General features: G+C 63.7%; 13 protein-coding genes and 5 tRNA genes. 8 read left to right on the top strand and 10 right to left on the bottom strand.

What is annotated here, in order from left to right:
• Position 1 precedes the first annotated feature (1 nt).
• The 9 genes from CAG46_RS24720 to CAG46_RS24680 all read right to left on the bottom strand — a co-directional run bounded on the left by CAG46_RS24720 (position 2) and on the right by CAG46_RS24680 (position 8,476).
• Complete coding sequence (locus CAG46_RS24720; RefSeq protein ID WP_085618702.1) at positions 2-1,279, bottom strand: Zn-dependent hydrolase; 1,278 nt, start codon at positions 1,277-1,279, stop codon at positions 2-4.
• Positions 1,280-1,454: 175 nt separating this feature from the next.
• On the bottom strand, positions 1,455-2,150 hold the full coding sequence (locus tag CAG46_RS24715) for an ABC transporter ATP-binding protein (RefSeq protein ID WP_047934069.1): 696 nt from the start codon (positions 2,148-2,150) through the stop codon (positions 1,455-1,457).
• Positions 2,150-2,902, bottom strand: coding sequence for an ABC transporter ATP-binding protein (locus tag CAG46_RS24710; protein WP_039614950.1), 753 nt, complete (start codon positions 2,900-2,902; stop codon positions 2,150-2,152). The genes CAG46_RS24715 and CAG46_RS24710 overlap by 1 nt, the downstream gene beginning before the upstream one ends.
• Positions 2,902-3,921, bottom strand: coding sequence for a branched-chain amino acid ABC transporter permease (locus tag CAG46_RS24705; protein ID WP_039614951.1), 1,020 nt, complete (start codon positions 3,919-3,921; stop codon positions 2,902-2,904). The genes CAG46_RS24710 and CAG46_RS24705 overlap by 1 nt, the downstream gene beginning before the upstream one ends.
• Before the next feature lies 1 nt (position 3,922).
• A complete protein-coding gene (locus tag CAG46_RS24700; RefSeq protein WP_085618700.1) occupies positions 3,923-4,783 on the bottom strand; it encodes a branched-chain amino acid ABC transporter permease in 861 nt (286 codons plus the stop codon).
• 65 nt (positions 4,784-4,848) lie between these two features.
• The gene (locus CAG46_RS24695; RefSeq protein ID WP_075043660.1) at positions 4,849-6,051 is read right to left on the bottom strand and encodes an ABC transporter substrate-binding protein; all 1,203 of its coding nucleotides are present in this window, start codon (positions 6,049-6,051) and stop codon (positions 4,849-4,851) included.
• A gap of 90 nt (positions 6,052-6,141) precedes the next feature.
• Positions 6,142-6,906 (bottom strand): FadR/GntR family transcriptional regulator, encoded by a 765-nt coding sequence (locus CAG46_RS24690; protein WP_047934916.1) that lies wholly within the window; start codon positions 6,904-6,906, stop codon positions 6,142-6,144.
• A gap of 225 nt (positions 6,907-7,131) precedes the next feature.
• Complete coding sequence (locus tag CAG46_RS24685; protein ID WP_046617024.1) at positions 7,132-7,362, bottom strand: PP0621 family protein; 231 nt, start codon at positions 7,360-7,362, stop codon at positions 7,132-7,134.
• A 94-nt stretch (positions 7,363-7,456) separates the two neighbouring features.
• Entirely contained in the window at positions 7,457-8,476 is a 1,020-nt protein-coding gene (locus CAG46_RS24680; protein ID WP_025337604.1) for an outer membrane protein assembly factor BamD, read from the bottom strand.
• A gap of 147 nt (positions 8,477-8,623) precedes the next feature.
• On the opposite strand from CAG46_RS24680, the gene rluD reads away from it, so the two are divergent.
• The 8 genes from rluD (at position 8,624) to CAG46_RS24635 (ending at position 13,979) form a co-directional block, all read left to right on the top strand.
• Complete coding sequence (gene rluD / locus CAG46_RS24675) at positions 8,624-9,586, top strand: 23S rRNA pseudouridine(1911/1915/1917) synthase RluD (protein WP_025337605.1); 963 nt, start codon at positions 8,624-8,626, stop codon at positions 9,584-9,586.
• Positions 9,583-10,323: a peptidoglycan editing factor PgeF gene (gene pgeF / locus CAG46_RS24670; RefSeq protein ID WP_085618697.1), complete on the top strand. Its 741-nt coding sequence runs from the start codon at positions 9,583-9,585 to the stop codon at positions 10,321-10,323. Before rluD ends, pgeF begins: the two co-directional genes overlap by 4 nt.
• Before the next feature lie 250 nt (positions 10,324-10,573).
• Complete coding sequence (gene clpB / locus CAG46_RS24660; protein WP_025337607.1) at positions 10,574-13,138, top strand: ATP-dependent chaperone ClpB; 2,565 nt, start codon at positions 10,574-10,576, stop codon at positions 13,136-13,138.
• A 397-nt stretch (positions 13,139-13,535) separates the two neighbouring features.
• Positions 13,536-13,611: transfer RNA gene (locus CAG46_RS24655), tRNA-Asn, on the top strand.
• A gap of 4 nt (positions 13,612-13,615) precedes the next feature.
• Positions 13,616-13,692 (top strand) — tRNA-Pro (locus CAG46_RS24650).
• Between the two features lie 6 nt (positions 13,693-13,698).
• A tRNA-Lys gene (locus CAG46_RS24645) sits at positions 13,699-13,774 on the top strand.
• 47 nt (positions 13,775-13,821) lie between these two features.
• Positions 13,822-13,898 (top strand) — tRNA-Pro (locus tag CAG46_RS24640).
• Between the two features lie 5 nt (positions 13,899-13,903).
• A tRNA-Lys gene (locus CAG46_RS24635) sits at positions 13,904-13,979 on the top strand.
• Positions 13,980-14,156: 177 nt separating this feature from the next.
• Here the strand turns inward: CAG46_RS24635 and CAG46_RS24630 are convergent.
• Complete coding sequence (locus CAG46_RS24630; RefSeq protein ID WP_025337608.1) at positions 14,157-15,452, bottom strand: NAD(P)/FAD-dependent oxidoreductase; 1,296 nt, start codon at positions 15,450-15,452, stop codon at positions 14,157-14,159.
• Positions 15,453-15,503 lie beyond the last annotated feature (51 nt).

Raw genomic sequence — 15,503 nt, 5'->3', positions numbered from 1 at the left:
CTCAACGGGCTCCCGGGTTGGCGGCCTGGAACATGGCGCGCAGCAGCACGTCGCAGCCATCGGCCAGGTCCTGTGGCGCGGCATTTTCGATTTCGTTGTGGCTGATGCCGCCCTCGCAAGGCACGAAGATCATCCCGGCCGGGCCCAGTTCGGCGAGGAAGATCGCGTCGTGGCCGGCGCCGCTGACGATATCCATGTGGCTCAGGCCCAGCTCCCGCGCGCCTTGGCGCACGGCGTCCACGCACTGCTCGGCGAAGTACAGCGGCGGGAAGTCGGCGGTTGGCGTCAGCTCGAAACTCAACCCATGTCTTGCCGTGCTGGTTTCAATGGCCGCGCGTACTTCGCTGACCATGGCGGCGAGGTGCTCGGGGTCGAGGTGGCGCAGGTCAATGGTCATCTGCACCTGGCCGGGGATGACATTGCGCGAGCCCGGGTGCAGGTTCAGGCAGCCGACGGTGCCGCAGGCATGCGGCTGGTGGGCGTGGGCCACGCGGTTGACCGCAGCCACCACCTCGGCGGCACCGACCAGGGCATCCTTGCGCAGGTGCATCGGGGTGGGGCCTGCATGGGCCTCGACGCCGGTCAGTACCAGGTCGAACCATTTCTGCCCCAGGCAGCCCTGGACCACGCCAATGGTGGTGCGCTGGTCTTCCAGTACCGGGCCTTGTTCGATATGTGCTTCGAAGTAGGCACCGACGGCATGCCCGGTGGGCACGCGCGGGCCGGCGTAACCGATGCGCTGGAGTTCCGCGCCTACCGACAGGCCCTGGTCGTCGACCTTGGCCAGGGTCTCCTGCAGGCCGAACTTACCGGCGAACACCCCCGAGCCCATCATGCACGGCGGGAAGCGCGAGCCTTCCTCGTTGGTCCATACCACCACTTCCAGCGGGGCTTCGGTGGTCAGGTCCAGGTCGTTCAGGGCGCGCAGCACCTCGAGGCCGGCCATGACCCCGTAGCAGCCGTCGAACTTGCCGCCGGTGGGTTGGGTGTCGATGTGGCTGCCGGTCATCACTGGCGGCAGGGCCGGGTTGCGCCCCGGGCGGCGGGCGAAGATGTTGCCGATGGCGTCGATGCTGACCGTGCAGCCAGCGTCTTCGCACCAGCGCACGAACAGGTCGCGGGCCTGGCGGTCGAGGTCGGTCAGGGCCAGGCGGCATACGCCACCCTTGGCGGTGGCGCCGAGCCGGGCCAGGTCCATCAGCGATTGCCAGAGGCGATCGCGGTTGACCAGCGGGCCTTGGTCGAGCAGGTGCTGCGAGGGATCGATGCGGGTGTTCATGGTTCATCTCTCCTGAAATGACTGGGTTGCTTGTACTGGCCTCTTCGCGGGTGAACCCGCTCCCACAGGGACATCACTGCCTTCAGGTCTGCGGGCCCCTACCACCAGGACGACGCGTTCACTGTGGGAGCGGGTTTACCCGCGAAGAGGCCAGTACAGGTAAACGAGGCCTGTATCAGGCGCTAAGGGCCAGGTAACGGTTCTTGATGCTCGGGTCCTCGCGGAACTGCGCCGCGCTGCCCTGGTAGGCGACGCGACCCTGTTCCAGCACGTAGTGGCGGTCAGCGAGGGCGTCGCAGACCATCAGGTTCTGTTCCACCAGCAGGATCGACAGGCCTTCGTCCTTGATCCGCCGCAGAATCCTCACCAGTTCGTCGACGATCACCGGGGCCAGGCCTTCGGTGGGCTCGTCGAGGATCAGCAGCTTGGGGCCGTTGAGCAGGGCGCGGGCGATGGCCAGCATCTGCTGCTCGCCGCCGGACAGGGCGAAACCGCCGTTGCGGCGCCGTTCCTTCAGCCGCGGGAACATGCTGTACACGTCTTCCAGCTGCCAGCGGCTGTCCTTGCGAACGGCAATCCTCAGGTTCTCCTCCACGCTGAGCTGGCGAAAGATGCCGCGGTGCTCCGGCACCAGGGCAATGCCGAGCCGGGCGATATCGAAGATTTCGCGGCCGACCAGCTGCTGGCCGTTGAAGCTGATCTGCCCCTGCCGTGGGCGGACGATGCCGAGGATGCTGCGCAGGGTGGTGGTCTTGCCGGCGCCGTTGCGCCCCAGCAGGGTCACCAGTTCGCCAGCCTCGACCTTGAGCGAGACGCCTTCGAGCACATGGCTCTTGTCGTAGTAGGAGTGGATCGAATCGACATTGAGCATCAGGCGGCCTCTCCAAGGTAGGCGGTGCGGACACGCTCGTCGTTGCGCACCTGTTCAGGGGTACCCTCGACCAGGATCTGGCCGTGGCTCATCACCGTGATGCGCTGGCTGATCGACATGACGATGCTCATGTTGTGCTCGATCAGCAGCACGGTGTGGTCGCGGCCGAGGTCGCTGATCAAGTCGGTCATCACCGGGATGTCGTCGATGCCCATGCCCGAAGTGGGTTCGTCGAGCATCAGCAGGGTGGGTTTGGCGCAGATCGACATGCCCACCTCCAGCACCCGTTGCTGGCCGTGCGACAGCTCGCCGGCCAGGGTCTCGGCGCGGGCGGCAAGCTTCAGGCGCTCCAGCACCTGGTCGGCGGTGTCCCAGTGGCTGCGCTTGTGCTCGACGCTGCGCCAGAAGTTCAACGCACCCAGGCCATCGCGGCCCTGGGCGGCAAGGCGCAGGTTCTCGCGCACCGACAGGTTCTGGAACAGGCTGGTGAGCTGGAACGAACGGGCCATGCCCAGCGCCACGCGCCCGTGGGACGGCTTGCGGATGATGTCCTGGCCGTTGAACAGGATCTTGCCCGCGGTGGCCTGGCGCTCGCCGGTCAGGCAGTGGAACAGGCTGGTCTTGCCGGCGCCGTTGGGGCCGATGATGGTGTGGATGGAGCCGGCGCGAACCTTGAGGTCGACACCCGCAACCGCCTTGAACGGCCCGTAGGCCAGCTCCAGCTGGCGGGTTTCCAGGAGGTAGTCGCTCATCACAGGGTCTCCTTGGTCTTGGCCTGGGGTTTGTCATTGGCATTGCGGTTAGCCAGCAGGCGCTTGCCCAGTTCGGCCAGGCCGCCCCACAGGCCGCCACGCATGAACACCACCACCAGGATCAGGATCACCCCCAGCAGCATCAGCCAGCGCGGCCACAGCTCCGACAGCACATCGCCCAGCAGCACGATGGCGCCGGCCCCCAGCAGCGAGCCGAACAGCGAGCCGGTGCCACCGACGATGGTCATGATCAGGATGTTCTCGCTCATCATCAGGTCGATGTTCGACAGCGGCGCAAAGTGCAGCAGCATGGCGTACAGCGCCCCGGCGATACCGGTGATGGCGCCCGACAGCATGAACACCAGGATCTTGAAGTGGCGGGTGTCGTAGCCGATGGCTGCGGCGCGGGTCTCGTTTTCGCGGATGGCCAGCAGGGTGCTGCCGAATGGCGAACGGATCACCCGCAGGGCGCCGGCAAAGATCAGCAGGAACAGCACCGCGACGAACACATAGAAGTGCCGTGGGTCGGCCAGGTCGACCAGCACATGGCCGGCGATTTCGATGTTGGGCCGGGGCACATCGAGCAGGCCGTTGTCACCGCCGGTCCAGCCGCTGAGGGTGTAGGCCAGGAAGTAGGCCATCTGGCTGAAGGCCAGGGTCAGCATGACGAAGTAGATACCCGTGCGGCGGATCGCCAGGGCGCCTACCAGCAGCGCCAGGAAGGCACCGAACACGGCTGCGCCAAGCAGCGCGGCGAACATGCCCCACTGCAGGTGGATCATCAGCAGCGCCGCGCCATAGGCGCCTACGCCAAAGAAGATGCCCTGGCCGAACGACAGCAGGCCGGTGTAGCCGAGCAGCAGGTTGCAGGCCAGCGCCGCCAGGGCAAAGATCAGGATCTCGGTGGCCAGGGTGGCCGATGGCAGCAGCAGCGGCAGCGCCACCAGGCTGGCGACCACCAGCAACAGCAGGGCCGGGGCGCGGCCCTTGGCGACTGGCAATGGGTTTTTCTCGCTCATCTCAGGCTCTCCCGAACAGGCCATAGGGACGGACCAGGATCACTGCGGCCATGGCGCCGTAGATCATCAGGCTGGCGCCTTGCGGCCAGAGGCTGGTCATCATGCTTTGCACCACACCCACCAGCAGGCCGCCGACCAGGGCGCCGCCGAACGAGCCCATGCCGCCGATCACCACCACCACGAAGGCGATGCCGAGGATTTCCGGGCCGACGAAGGGCTGGGCGCCACGCAGCGGTGCGAACAGCACGCCCGCCACGCCGGCCAGGCCCACGCCCAGGGCGAAGGTCAGGGAGAACAGGCGGAAGATGTTGGTGCCCAGCAGCGACACGGTTTCGGTGCTTTCGCTGCCGGCCCGCACCAGGGCGCCGAAGCGGGTGCGGTCCAGCAGCAGCCACAGGCCAAGGCCGATCAGCGCGGCGAAACCGATCAGGAACAGCCGGTAGTAGGGGTAGATGAAGTCACCGACGATCAGCACCCCGCGCAGCTCCGGCGGCACGGCGATGTTCTTGCCCACCGGGCCCCAGATCAGTACCGAGGCTTCCTGGATGATCAGCGCAATACCGAGGGTGACGAGGATCTGGAAGGTGTGCGGCAGGTGGTAGATGCGCTTGATCAACAGGCGCTCGACCGCCCAGGCCAGCGCCGCCACCACCAGCGGTGCGATCAGCAGGGCCAGCCAGAAGTTGCCGGTAATGGCCACGGCGGTGTAGCACAGGTAGGCGCCCAGCAAGAAGAACGCGCCGTGGGCGAAGTTGACGAAGTTGAGCAGGCCGAAAATGATCGTCAGGCCCACGGCGATGAGGAAGTAGATCATCCCCAGGCCCAGGCCGTTGAGCAGTTGGAACAGGTACAAATCGAGCATGAGCGTGCCCTCGACAGCGCGCGATGCGGCTGCCTGTACGAGTGTTTGTGACTGACGCCGCGGCTTCAGGCCAGGGCGCAACCGGTGTGGTCGACTTCGACGAACGAGCGGCCCGAGCTGATGACTTCGGCCAGGTCGTCCTCGTCGCGCATCTGCCCCTGGGGCTTGCCGCGCAGCAGGTAGTAATCCTTGAGCACCTGGTGGTCGCCCGGGCGGATCAGTTCTTCGCCGGTCGGGCCCTGGAAGCGCATGCCCTGCAATGCCGCGGACACGGCGGCGCCATCCAGGCTGCCGGCCTTGATGATGGCTTCGAGCATGACCTTGGTGCCGATGTAGTCGGCCGCCAGCGGGTAGTTGGGGTTGATGCCATAGGCCTTGCGGGTGGCAGCGACCAGCTGCTTGTTCAGTGGGGTATCGACCTGGTGCCAGTACTGCGCGCCCAGGTACACGCCTTCGAGCACGTCGCTGCCCAGCTCCTGGAACTGATCGAGGCCGGCGGACCACACAATCAGCACTTTCATGCGCTCCTTGATGCCGAAGTTCACTGCCTGGCGCAGGGCGTTGGACGCCTGGCTGCCGAAGTTGAGCAGCACCAGCACGTCGGGCTTGGCGGCGATGGCGTTGGTCAGGTAGCCGGAAAACTCCTGCTCCTGCAGCGAGTGGTAGCTGTTGCCAATGTGTTCCACACCCAGCTCGGCGAACACCTTGCGGGCGTTGTCCAGCAGGGCATCGCCGAACACGTATTGCGGGGTGATGGTGTACCAGCGCTTGGCCTGTGGCAGTTGGCGGATCATCGGCACCAGCGTTTCGCGGATGGCGCCGTAGGTGGGCACCGACCAGCGGAAGGTCGAAGCATTGCAGTCCTTGCCGGTGATTTCGTCAGCGCCGACCGGGGTCATGAACACGCCGCCGGCCTTGTGGATTTCCTTCGACACCGCCAGTGCCGAGGACGACAGGGTGCAGCCCTGGAAGAAGCGGGCGCCATCCTGGCCGATGGCTTCCTGCACCTTGCGCACCGCCTTGCCGGCGTTGCCTTCGGTGTCGATGACCTTGTACTTGAGCGGGTGGCCGAGCAGTTGCGGGTATTCGGCGATGGCCAGGCGTGAGCCCATGTCGGCGTACTTGCCGTAGCTGGCGAAGGCGCCAGACATGGACTTGAGCCCATAGAAGGTCAATGGTTGGTCGGCGAATGCCCGGTGCGCCCCCAGGGGGAGGCTACCTAAGGCACCCAGGGCAAGGCCTGCCTTGAGCAGGGTACGTCTTTGCATGAGTAACTCCTTGGTTGTGGTTATTAGGCAGGAGTGGCAATGACAAAGCGGGTACGGCCGGGCCTGTGTGCAGGCCTCTTTCCAGGCGGATCAGTGGTGGTGTTCGAACTCCAGCAGGAAGTTGCGCGCAACCTCGCCTTCCAGCGCGGTCATGTGGTGTTCGGCGTCGCACATGTGTTCGTGCATCAGCCGGCGTACGGCAGGCTCGTCGCTGGCGCGCAGGGCGGTCAGCAATTGCTTGTGGTAGGCGATGTTGGCAGCGGCGAACTGCTGGCGCTTGGGCAGGTAGGCCTTTTTCAGCACCACCAGGTCGCGCAGCAGGTCGTTGAGGAACACCGCCATGAAACGCAGCAACGGGTTGGGGCAGCGGTCGGCCAGCAGGGTGTGGAATTCCAGCTCCGCCAGGCGCTGTTCGCGCTGGCCTTCCTCGCTGTCTTCCGGTGCGCTGCAGAAGTCGATGTTGGCCTGCAGCGCGGCGTAGTCGGCTTCGCTCAGCTTGCCCATTACCGATACCGCCAGCTCCACCTCGATGACCTTGCGCAGCTGGTACACCTGTTCGCCGTCCAGGTGCTGGAAGTGCAGGTAGTTGCGCAGCGCGCGGCTGGCAGGTTCGGTGCCCACTTCATTGAGGTAGGCGCCGCCGCTCGGGCCTGTGCGGGTGCTGACCAGGCCCTCGACCTCCAGGGCCTTGAGCGCTTCGCGGGCGGTTCCCTTGGAGCACTCGAAATGCTCCATCAACTCACGCTCGGTGGGCAGGCGGTCGCCGGGGTGCAGCGCTTCGGTGACGATCGAGCGCTTGACCGATTCGACGATCACATCGGACAGCTTCTGGCGCTTGCGTTTGGGTTTGAGCATTTCGCTATTTTTCATATTTATGCGGATAAATAGGATTTAGCGAGTTTTGTCGGGGTGGGTCAATGCTGGTGGCGGGGGAGGGGTCGCAAATGGTGCGAAAGGGTCGGGGAGGGATAAGTGATGTTGGATTCACCGCACAACCTGTGGGAGCGGGTTTACCCGCGAATGCTGCAGTGAAGCTACCGACGCATTCGCGGGTGAACCCGCTCCCACAGGGTACTGTGTTCAGTTCTGGCGGCCTGGGCCCTGTTGCAGGTGCGCCTGGCTGCAATACCACTCGTTGCCTTGCTGCAGCGCACGGTCATTGGGCAGGTGCACGCCGCAATGGGCGCAGCGCACCATCTTCAGCGGCGCATCCAGCTTCGCCTCGGGGTGCGACTGTTGGCTGGCTTTGAACTTGCGCCACAGCCAGAACGCTGCGGCGATCAGGGCGATCCAGAAAAGTAGGCGAACCATGGTGTCCAGCTTGTCGGTTGAAGAAGCCGACAGTCTAGGACGCGGCCAATAAAAAAGGGAGGCCCAAGGCCTCCCTTTCATGTACCGCTGCGTATCAGTCGAACAGACCAAAGGTCATGTAGCTGAACCAGGAGCGGTCTTTCTCGGCTTCCTTCGGCCCTTCCGGCACGATCGGGTCACCGTTCTCGTCAGTTGGCAGCAACTCGCGTGGCATCTCGTCACGTGCGTCCTGGAACTGCTTGACCACGTCCTGGTTGGCGCGGGTTTCACCCGGCGGCAGCGGGGTTTCGGTTTCGATCAGGCCCAGGGTCGCCTTGGACAACCAGCCGCGGCCGTCAGACTCGGTCTGCTTTGGCTGGAACTCGCCATCTGCCAGGCTCGGGTGGTCCGGGTAGTTGAGCTTGAGGGTTTCCAGGCTGGTGGCGGCCAGTTCGTCCAGGTGCATCTTCTGGTACGCCTCGACCATCACCGCCAGGCCGTCGCCGACCGATGGGGTTTCCTGGAAGTTCTCCACCACGTAGCGGCCACGGTTGGCGGCGGCTACATAGGCCTGGCGGCTCAGGTAGTAGTCGGCCACGTGGATTTCGTACGAGGCCAGCAGGTTGCGCAGGTAGATCATGCGCTGCTTGGCGTCGGGCGCGTAGCGGCTGTTGGGGAAGCGGCTGGTCAGCTGGGCGAACTCGTTGTACGAGTCGCGGGCAGCACCCGGGTCACGCTTGGTCATGTCCAGCGGCAGGAAGCGCGCCACCAGGCCACGGTCCTGGTCGAACGAGGTCAGGCCCTTGAGGTAGTAGGCATAGTCGACGTTCGGGTGCTGCGGGTGCAGGCGGATGAAGCGCTCGGCAGCCGACTTGGCAGCCTCAGGCTCGGAGTTCTTGTAGTTGGCGTAGATCAGCTCGAGCTGCGCCTGGTCGGCATAGCGGCCGAACGGGTAGCGCGACTCCAGGGCCTTGAGCTTGTTCACGGCGCTGGTGTAGCTGGAGTTGTCCAGGTCAGCTTGCGCCTGCTGATACAGCTCGGCCTCGCTGAGGTTCTCGTCAATCACTTCTTTATTGGAGGAACAGGCCGCGGTGAGCCCGAGGATGGCGATCAGCAGCAGGTGTTTCACTTGCATGGCGGCTTGCGTCCCTTTGACGGCCGCTGTCTTGGGCGGTGCCGTCCTGTTATGATGAGCGCCCCGGCCAACCCCGGGACAAAAGAAGTCGTATTTAACCACAAGCTCGCAGCCGAAACCAAAGGCTGTGCGCCCGCCGAATCGAGCATGTCCGAGATCATTCAACTTAGCGCAGAGGTCCCGTCCGAACTGGGCGGTCAACGCCTCGACCAGGTCGCCGCCCAATTGTTCGCCGAGTACTCGCGTTCCCGGCTGACTTCGTGGATCAAAGAAGGCCGCCTGACGGTCGATGGTGCCGTGGTGCGCCCTCGAGACCTCGTCTATGGCGGCTCGCAACTTGTCCTGGAGGCCGAGCAAGAGGCCCAGGGCGAGTGGGTCGCCGAAGATATCGAGCTGGATATCGTCTACGAAGACGACCATATCATGGTGATCAACAAGCCTGCCGGGCTGGTTGTGCACCCGGCCGCCGGGCATGCCAGCGGGACTTTGCTCAATGCACTGCTGCACCACGTGCCTGACATCGTCAACGTACCGCGCGCCGGTATCGTCCACCGCCTGGACAAGGACACCACCGGCCTGATGGTGGTGGCCAAGACCTTGCAGGCGCAGACCCGGCTGGTCGAGCAGATGCAGGCGCGCAAGGTCAGCCGTATCTACGAGTGCATCGTGATTGGCGTCGTCACTGCCGGCGGCAAGATCGATGCCCCGATCGGCCGCCACGGCGGCATGCGCCAGCGCATGGCGGTCACCGATGGCGGCAAGCCGGCGGTCAGCCATTACCGTGTGCTCAAGCGCTTCCGCTCGCACACCCACGTGCGGGTCAAGCTGGAAACCGGCCGTACCCACCAGATTCGCGTGCACATGGCTCACGTTGGCTTCCCGTTGGTCGGCGACCAGACCTACGGCGGGCGCTTCCGCATTCCGCCAGCAGCCAGCCCGACCATGGTCGAGGCGGTGAAAACCTTCCCGCGCCAGGCACTGCATGCGCGCTTTCTGGCATTGGCCCACCCGATTACCGGTGAAGTCATGAAATGGGAATCGCCGCTGCCGGATGACTTCGTCTGGTTGCTGTCGCTGCTGAACCAGGACCGCGAGAGCTTTGTCGGATGAGTGGCCTGACGCAGTCGCTGCTGTTCCCCGACTGGCCGGCCCCGGCCTCGGTGCGCGCCTGTGTCACCACCCGCCTGGGCGGCATCAGCCTGCCGCCCTATGAAACCTTCAACCTTGGCGACCATGTAGGGGACGACCCTGCCGCGGTGGCCGAGAACCGTCGTCGCCTGAGCGACGAATTCGCCATCCAGCCGGCCTGGCTCAAGCAGGTGCATGGGCTGGTGGTGGCGGATGCCGACCCGGCCGTGGTGGCCGAGGCCGACGCCAGCTGGACCGAACAGCCTGGCATTGCCTGCACCGTGATGACTGCCGATTGCCTGCCTGCGCTGTTCTGCGACCGGGCCGGTACCCGCGTGGCCGCGGCGCATGCTGGCTGGCGCGGGCTTGCCGGTGGTGTGCTGGAGGCCACCTTGGATCGCCTGGCACTGCCGCCCGAAGAGGTGCTGGTGTGGTTGGGGCCGGCGATTGGCCCGCAGGCGTTCGAAGTGGGGCTGGAGGTGCGTGATGCCTTTACGGCGGTGCACCCGGAAGCGGCCAGGGCCTTTGTCGATGGTGCCCGGCCGGGCAAGTTGATGGCCGACATCTATGAGCTGGCGCGTATTCGTTTGGCGGCGCGTGGGGTGACTGCCGTTCATGGCGGTGGCTTGTGCACGGTCAGCGATGAGCGGTTCTTCTCCTATCGCCGTACCCCGCAAGGTGGGCGGTTTGCTTCCCTGGTGTGGCTGGAACCTCGCTAGCCTGCGCCGGCCTCTTCGCGGGCACGCCCGCTCCCACAGGTACACCACAGGTTTGAAAGGTTGCGGATTCCCTGTGGGAGCGGGCATGCCCGCGAATGGCCCAGCACTAATCCAACAGGTTGACCCCGGTCAACCCCGCTACGCTTGAATCTTCCAGAATCAGCCTTATCTATAAGGTCATCTCAGGCAGGTTTCTTCATAAACAGGCGCTGTCCATCGCTCCGACCTGCCCTTTAAAGGAAGGTACCCCATGCGAATAGACCGTTTGACCAGCAAGCTGCAGCTTGCAATATCCGATGCCCAATCCCTGGCCGTTGGCATGGACCACCCTGCCATCGAGCCCGTGCACCTGTTGCAGGCACTGCTCGAGCAGCAGGGCGGTTCGATCAAGCCGCTGCTGATGCAGGTAGGCTTCGACATCAACAGCCTGCGTCAGGCGCTGGTGAAAGAACTCGACCAGCTGCCGAAAATCCAGAACCCCACCGGCGACGTGAACATGTCGCAGGACCTGGCGCGCCTGCTCAACCAGGCCGACCGCCTGGCCCAGCAGAAGGGCGACCAGTTCATTTCCAGCGAGCTGGTGCTGCTGGCCGCCATGGACGAGAACAGCAAGCTCGGCAAGCTGTTGTTGAGCCAGGGCGTGACCAAGAAGGCCCTGGAAAATGCCATCAACAACCTGCGCGGCGGCGCGGCCGTCAACGACGCCAACGCCGAGGAATCGCGCCAGGCGCTGGACAAGTACACCGTCGACCTGACCAAGCGTGCCGAAGAAGGCAAGCTGGACCCGGTGATCGGCCGTGACGACGAAATCCGCCGTACCGTACAGGTACTGCAACGCCGTACCAAGAACAACCCGGTGCTGATCGGTGAGCCTGGCGTAGGCAAGACCGCCATCGCCGAAGGCCTGGCCCAGCGCATCATCAATGGTGAAGTGCCCGACGGCCTCAAGGGCAAGCGCCTGCTGGCGCTGGACATGGGCGCGCTGATTGCCGGTGCCAAGTACCGCGGCGAGTTCGAAGAGCGCCTCAAAGGCCTGCTGAACGAGCTGTCCAAGCAGGAAGGCCAGATCATCCTGTTCATCGACGAGCTGCACACCATGGTCGGCGCCGGCAAAGGCGAGGGCGCCATGGATGCCGGCAACATGCTCAAGCCAGCCCTGGCCCGTGGCGAATTGCACTGCGTTGGCGCCACCACGCTGAACGAGTACCGCCAGTTCATCGAGAAGGACGCGGCCCTGGAGCGCCGCTTCCAGAAGGTGCTGGTCGAGGAGCCGAGCGAGGAAGACACCATCGCCATCCTGCGTGGCCTGAAGGAGCGCTATGAAGTGCACCACAAGGTGGCCATCACCGACGGCGCCATCATTGCTGCGGCCAAGCTCAGCCATCGTTACATCACCGACCGCCAGCTGCCGGACAAGGCGATCGACCTGATCGACGAAGCGGCCAGCCGCATCCGCATGGAGATCGACTCCAAGCCGGAAGTGCTCGACCGCCTCGACCGTCGCCTGATCCAGCTGAAGGTGGAATCGCAGGCGCTGAAGAAGGAAGAAGACGAAGCGGCGAAAAAACGCCTGGAGAAACTGACCGAGGAAATCGACCGGTTGGAGCGTGAGTACGCCGACCTGGAAGAAATCTGGGCCTCCGAGAAGGCCGAGGTGCAGGGCTCGGCGCAGATCCAGCAAAAGATCGAGCAGGCACGCCAGGAGCTGGAAACCGCCCGTCGCAAAGGCGACCTGAGCCGCATGGCCGAGCTGCAGTACGGGGTGATCCCGGACCTGGAGCGCAGCCTGCAGATGGTCGACCAGCACGGCAAGACCGAAAACCAGTTGCTGCGCAACAAGGTCACCGAGGAAGAAATTGCCGAAGTGGTGTCGAAGTGGACCGGTATCCCGGTGGCCAAGATGCTCGAAGGCGAGCGTGAAAAGCTGCTGAAGATGGAAGAGCTGCTGCACCAGCGCGTGATCGGCCAGGGCGAGGCGGTAACCGCGGTGGCCAACGCAGTGCGCCGTTCGCGTGCCGGGCTGTCCGACCCGAACCGGCCGAGTGGCTCGTTCCTGTTCCTTGGCCCGACCGGGGTGGGCAAGACCGAGCTGTGCAAGGCGCTGGCCGAGTTCCTGTTCGACACCGAAGAGGCGATGGTGCGCATCGACATGTCCGAGTTCATGGAGAAGCATTCCGTGGCTCGCCTGATCGGTGCCCCACCAGGCTATGTAGGGTATGAAGAGGGCGGTTACCTGACCGAGGCGGTACGGCGCAAGCCATACTCGGTGGTGCTGCTGGACGAGGTGGAGAAGGCCCACCCGGATGTGTTCAACGTGCTGCTGCAGGTGCTGGAAGACGGCCGCCTGACCGACAGCCACGGGCGCACCGTGGACTTCCGCAACACCGTGATCGTGATGACCTCCAACCTGGGCTCGGCGCAGATCCAGGAACTGGTGGGTGACCGCGAGGCACAGCGTGCGGCGGTGATGGATGCGGTGGGTTCGCACTTCCGTCCGGAGTTCATCAACCGTATCGACGAAGTGGTGGTGTTCGAGCCATTGGGCCGCGAGCAGATTGCCGGCATTACCGAAATCCAGCTGGGCCGCCTGCGCAGCCGCCTGCTGGAGCGCGAACTATCGCTGAGCTTGAGCCCGGAGGCGTTGGACAAGCTGATTGCCGTGGGTTACGACCCGGTGTATGGCGCACGGCCGCTGAAGCGGGCCATCCAGCGCTGGATCGAAAACCCGTTGGCGCAGTTGATCCTGGCAGGCAAGTTCATGCCGGGGACGGCGATTACCGCCAAGGTGGAGGGCGACGAAATCGTCTTCGGTTGATCTGTTTCACCATGAGCCCCGCATCTGCGGGGCTTTTTTTTGCCTGTGCAGTACCTGTGGGAGCGGGTTAACCCGCGAAGAGGCCGGTACAGCCCCAGCAAATCCGGGCCTTTCCGGCTTCCCGGATAACTAGCTGAAATTTTTGAAATTTTTGCTTGCATCTAAAAACGAGTGCCCCTAATATACGCCGCGTTGTCAGGCACTAAGCGAATCACCAGCAACATCGGTGACCGCAAAACAACTTACAAATCAGTAAGTTGAATGAAAAAAAGTGGTTGACAAGCAAAACGAAGAATGTAGAATAGCCGGCCTCAGCAGCTGCAACGCGAAAGCGGGTAGCCAAAGAGACCGAAGCTAACACAAGCTTCGAAGTTGTAAAGATGTACCGAAGTTCAGTTCCGCGATAGCTCAGTCGGTAGAGCAAATGACTGTTAATCATTGGGTCCCTGGTTCGAGTCCAGGTCGCGGAGCCAATCTCGGGGTGTAGCGCAGTCCGGTAGCGCGCCTGCTTTGGGAGCAGGATGTCAGGAGTTCGAATCCCCTCACCCCGACCATTTTCCGGGTCGTTAGCTCAGTTGGTAGAGCAGTTGGCTTTTAACCAATTGGTCGTAGGTTCGAATCCTACACGACCCACCATGTAAAAAGGGCATCTCAAGCGAGATGCCCTTTTTCTTTAAGTATCACGGGGTGTAGCGCAGTCCGGTAGCGCGCCTGCTTTGGGAGCAGGATGTCAGGAGTTCGAATCCCCTCACCCCGACCATTTCCGGGTCGTTAGCTCAGTTGGTAGAGCAGTTGGCTTTTAACCAATTGGTCGTAGGTTCGAATCCTACACGACCCACCATGAAAAAAAGGGCATCTCGCATGAGATGCCCTTTTTTTTGCGTTGAATTTATCCAACAAGAATGCGCTCTTGGGCCTACACAGCCCTGTGTGGGAGCGGGTTCACCCGCGAATGCGGCAGCAGGTTCACCATCGCATTCGCGGGTAAACCCGCTCCCACAGGGCATGCTGGTGTCTGTCAGTGCAGTTTCAGGCGCGGCTCGGTACCCCGGCCAATCTTGCTACCCAGCATCATCAACGCCGTACGGAAGAACCCGTACAACGCCATCTGGTGCATCCGGTACAGCGACACGTAGAACATCCGCGCCAACCAGCCCTCCAGCTTCACGCTGCCCATCAGGTTACCCATCAGGTTGCCCACCGCCGAGAAGCGCGACAGCGACACCAGCGAACCGTAGTCCTTGTACTCATAGGTCGGCAGCGCCTTGTTCTCCAGCCGCGCCTTCAAACTCTGCGCCAGCATCGAAGCCTGCTGATGCGCCGCCTGGGCACGTGGCGGCACGTTGCGGTCGCTACCCGGTTGCGGGCAGGCGGCGCAGTCACCGAAGGCAAAGATATTGTCGTCGCGCGTGGTCTGCAGGGTAGGGCGCACCACCAGCTGGTTGATACGGTTGGTTTCCAGGCCATCGATGTCCTTGAGGAAACCCGGCGCACGGATACCGGCCGCCCACACCTTCAGGCTGGCCTGGATCACTTCACCGTCCTTGGTTTTCAGGCCATCCTCGGTCACTTCACTGACGGCAGCGTTGGTCATCACCTTCACCCCGAGCTTTTCCAGGGTCTTGTGCACCGGCACGCTGATACGCTCTGGCAGTGCCGGCAACACGCGCGGGCCCGCCTCGATAATGGTGATGTGCATGTCCTTGGGCTGGATGCGGTCCAGGCCATAGGCCGCCAGTTCGTGGGCAGCGTGATGCAGCTCGGCGGCCAGTTCCACACCGGTGGCACCGGCGCCGACGATGGCCACGCTGATTTTCTCGCTCGCCACATCACCGGCATGGGCACGCAGGTAGTGGTTGAGCAACTGCTGGTGGAAACGCTCGGCCTGCTTGCGGGTGTCGAGGAACAGGCAGTGCTGCGCCGCGCCCAGGGTGCCGAAGTCGTTGGTGTTGGAACCCACGGCAATGACCAGGGTGTCGTAGCCCAGGGTGCGCGCAGGCAGCAGCTCGCGGCCCTCTTCGTCGAGGGTGGCGGCCAGTTGAATCTGTTTGCCTTCACGGTCCAGGCCGCTCATGCGCCCCAGCTGGAAGTTGAAGTGGTTCCACTTGGCCTGGGCCACGTAGTTCAGTTCGTCTTCCGAGGAGTTCAGCGAGCCGGCGGCCACTTCGTGCAGCAGGGGCTTCCAGATGTGCGTGAGGTTGGCGTCGACCAGGGTGATCTCGGCCTGCTTGCGCTTGCCCAGGCTTTTACCCAGGCGGGTCGCCAGTTCCAGGCCGCCGGCGCCGCCGCCGACAATCACGATGCGATGAGTCATGGGGATATCTCATAAGGTTTACGGAATTCGTGGCCCCGGGGGCCGGCCGCA

The sequence above is a fragment of the Pseudomonas sp. B23(2017) genome, assembly GCF_002113725.1.
Classification (GTDB): domain Bacteria; phylum Pseudomonadota; class Gammaproteobacteria; order Pseudomonadales; family Pseudomonadaceae; genus Aquipseudomonas; species Aquipseudomonas putida_Z.
The sequence above is the reverse complement of the archived record's forward strand: the minus strand, read 5'-3'. Positions and strand labels throughout refer to the sequence as shown.

Coding starts and splice junctions, on each gene's coding strand:
- CAG46_RS24690 (WP_047934916.1), bottom strand. CDS start 6,906: ATGCTCAAACCCAAACGCAAGCGCCAGAAGCTGTCCGATGTGATCGTC.
- CAG46_RS24685 (WP_046617024.1), bottom strand. CDS start 7,362: ATGGTTCGCCTACTTTTCTGGATCGCCCTGATCGCCGCAGCGTTCTGG.
- CAG46_RS24710 (WP_039614950.1), bottom strand. CDS start 2,902: ATGAGCGACTACCTCCTGGAAACCCGCCAGCTGGAGCTGGCCTACGGG.
- rluD (WP_025337605.1), top strand. CDS start 8,624: ATGTCCGAGATCATTCAACTTAGCGCAGAGGTCCCGTCCGAACTGGGC.
- CAG46_RS24700 (WP_085618700.1), bottom strand. CDS start 4,783: ATGCTCGATTTGTACCTGTTCCAACTGCTCAACGGCCTGGGCCTGGGG.
- CAG46_RS24630 (WP_025337608.1), bottom strand. CDS start 15,452: ATGACTCATCGCATCGTGATTGTCGGCGGCGGCGCCGGCGGCCTGGAA.
- clpB (WP_025337607.1), top strand. CDS start 10,574: ATGCGAATAGACCGTTTGACCAGCAAGCTGCAGCTTGCAATATCCGAT.
- CAG46_RS24715 (WP_047934069.1), bottom strand. CDS start 2,150: ATGCTCAATGTCGATTCGATCCACTCCTACTACGACAAGAGCCATGTG.
- CAG46_RS24695 (WP_075043660.1), bottom strand. CDS start 6,051: ATGCAAAGACGTACCCTGCTCAAGGCAGGCCTTGCCCTGGGTGCCTTA.
- CAG46_RS24720 (WP_085618702.1), bottom strand. CDS start 1,279: ATGAACACCCGCATCGATCCCTCGCAGCACCTGCTCGACCAAGGCCCG.
- pgeF (WP_085618697.1), top strand. CDS start 9,583: ATGAGTGGCCTGACGCAGTCGCTGCTGTTCCCCGACTGGCCGGCCCCG.
- CAG46_RS24705 (WP_039614951.1), bottom strand. CDS start 3,921: ATGAGCGAGAAAAACCCATTGCCAGTCGCCAAGGGCCGCGCCCCGGCC.
- CAG46_RS24680 (WP_025337604.1), bottom strand. CDS start 8,476: ATGCAAGTGAAACACCTGCTGCTGATCGCCATCCTCGGGCTCACCGCG.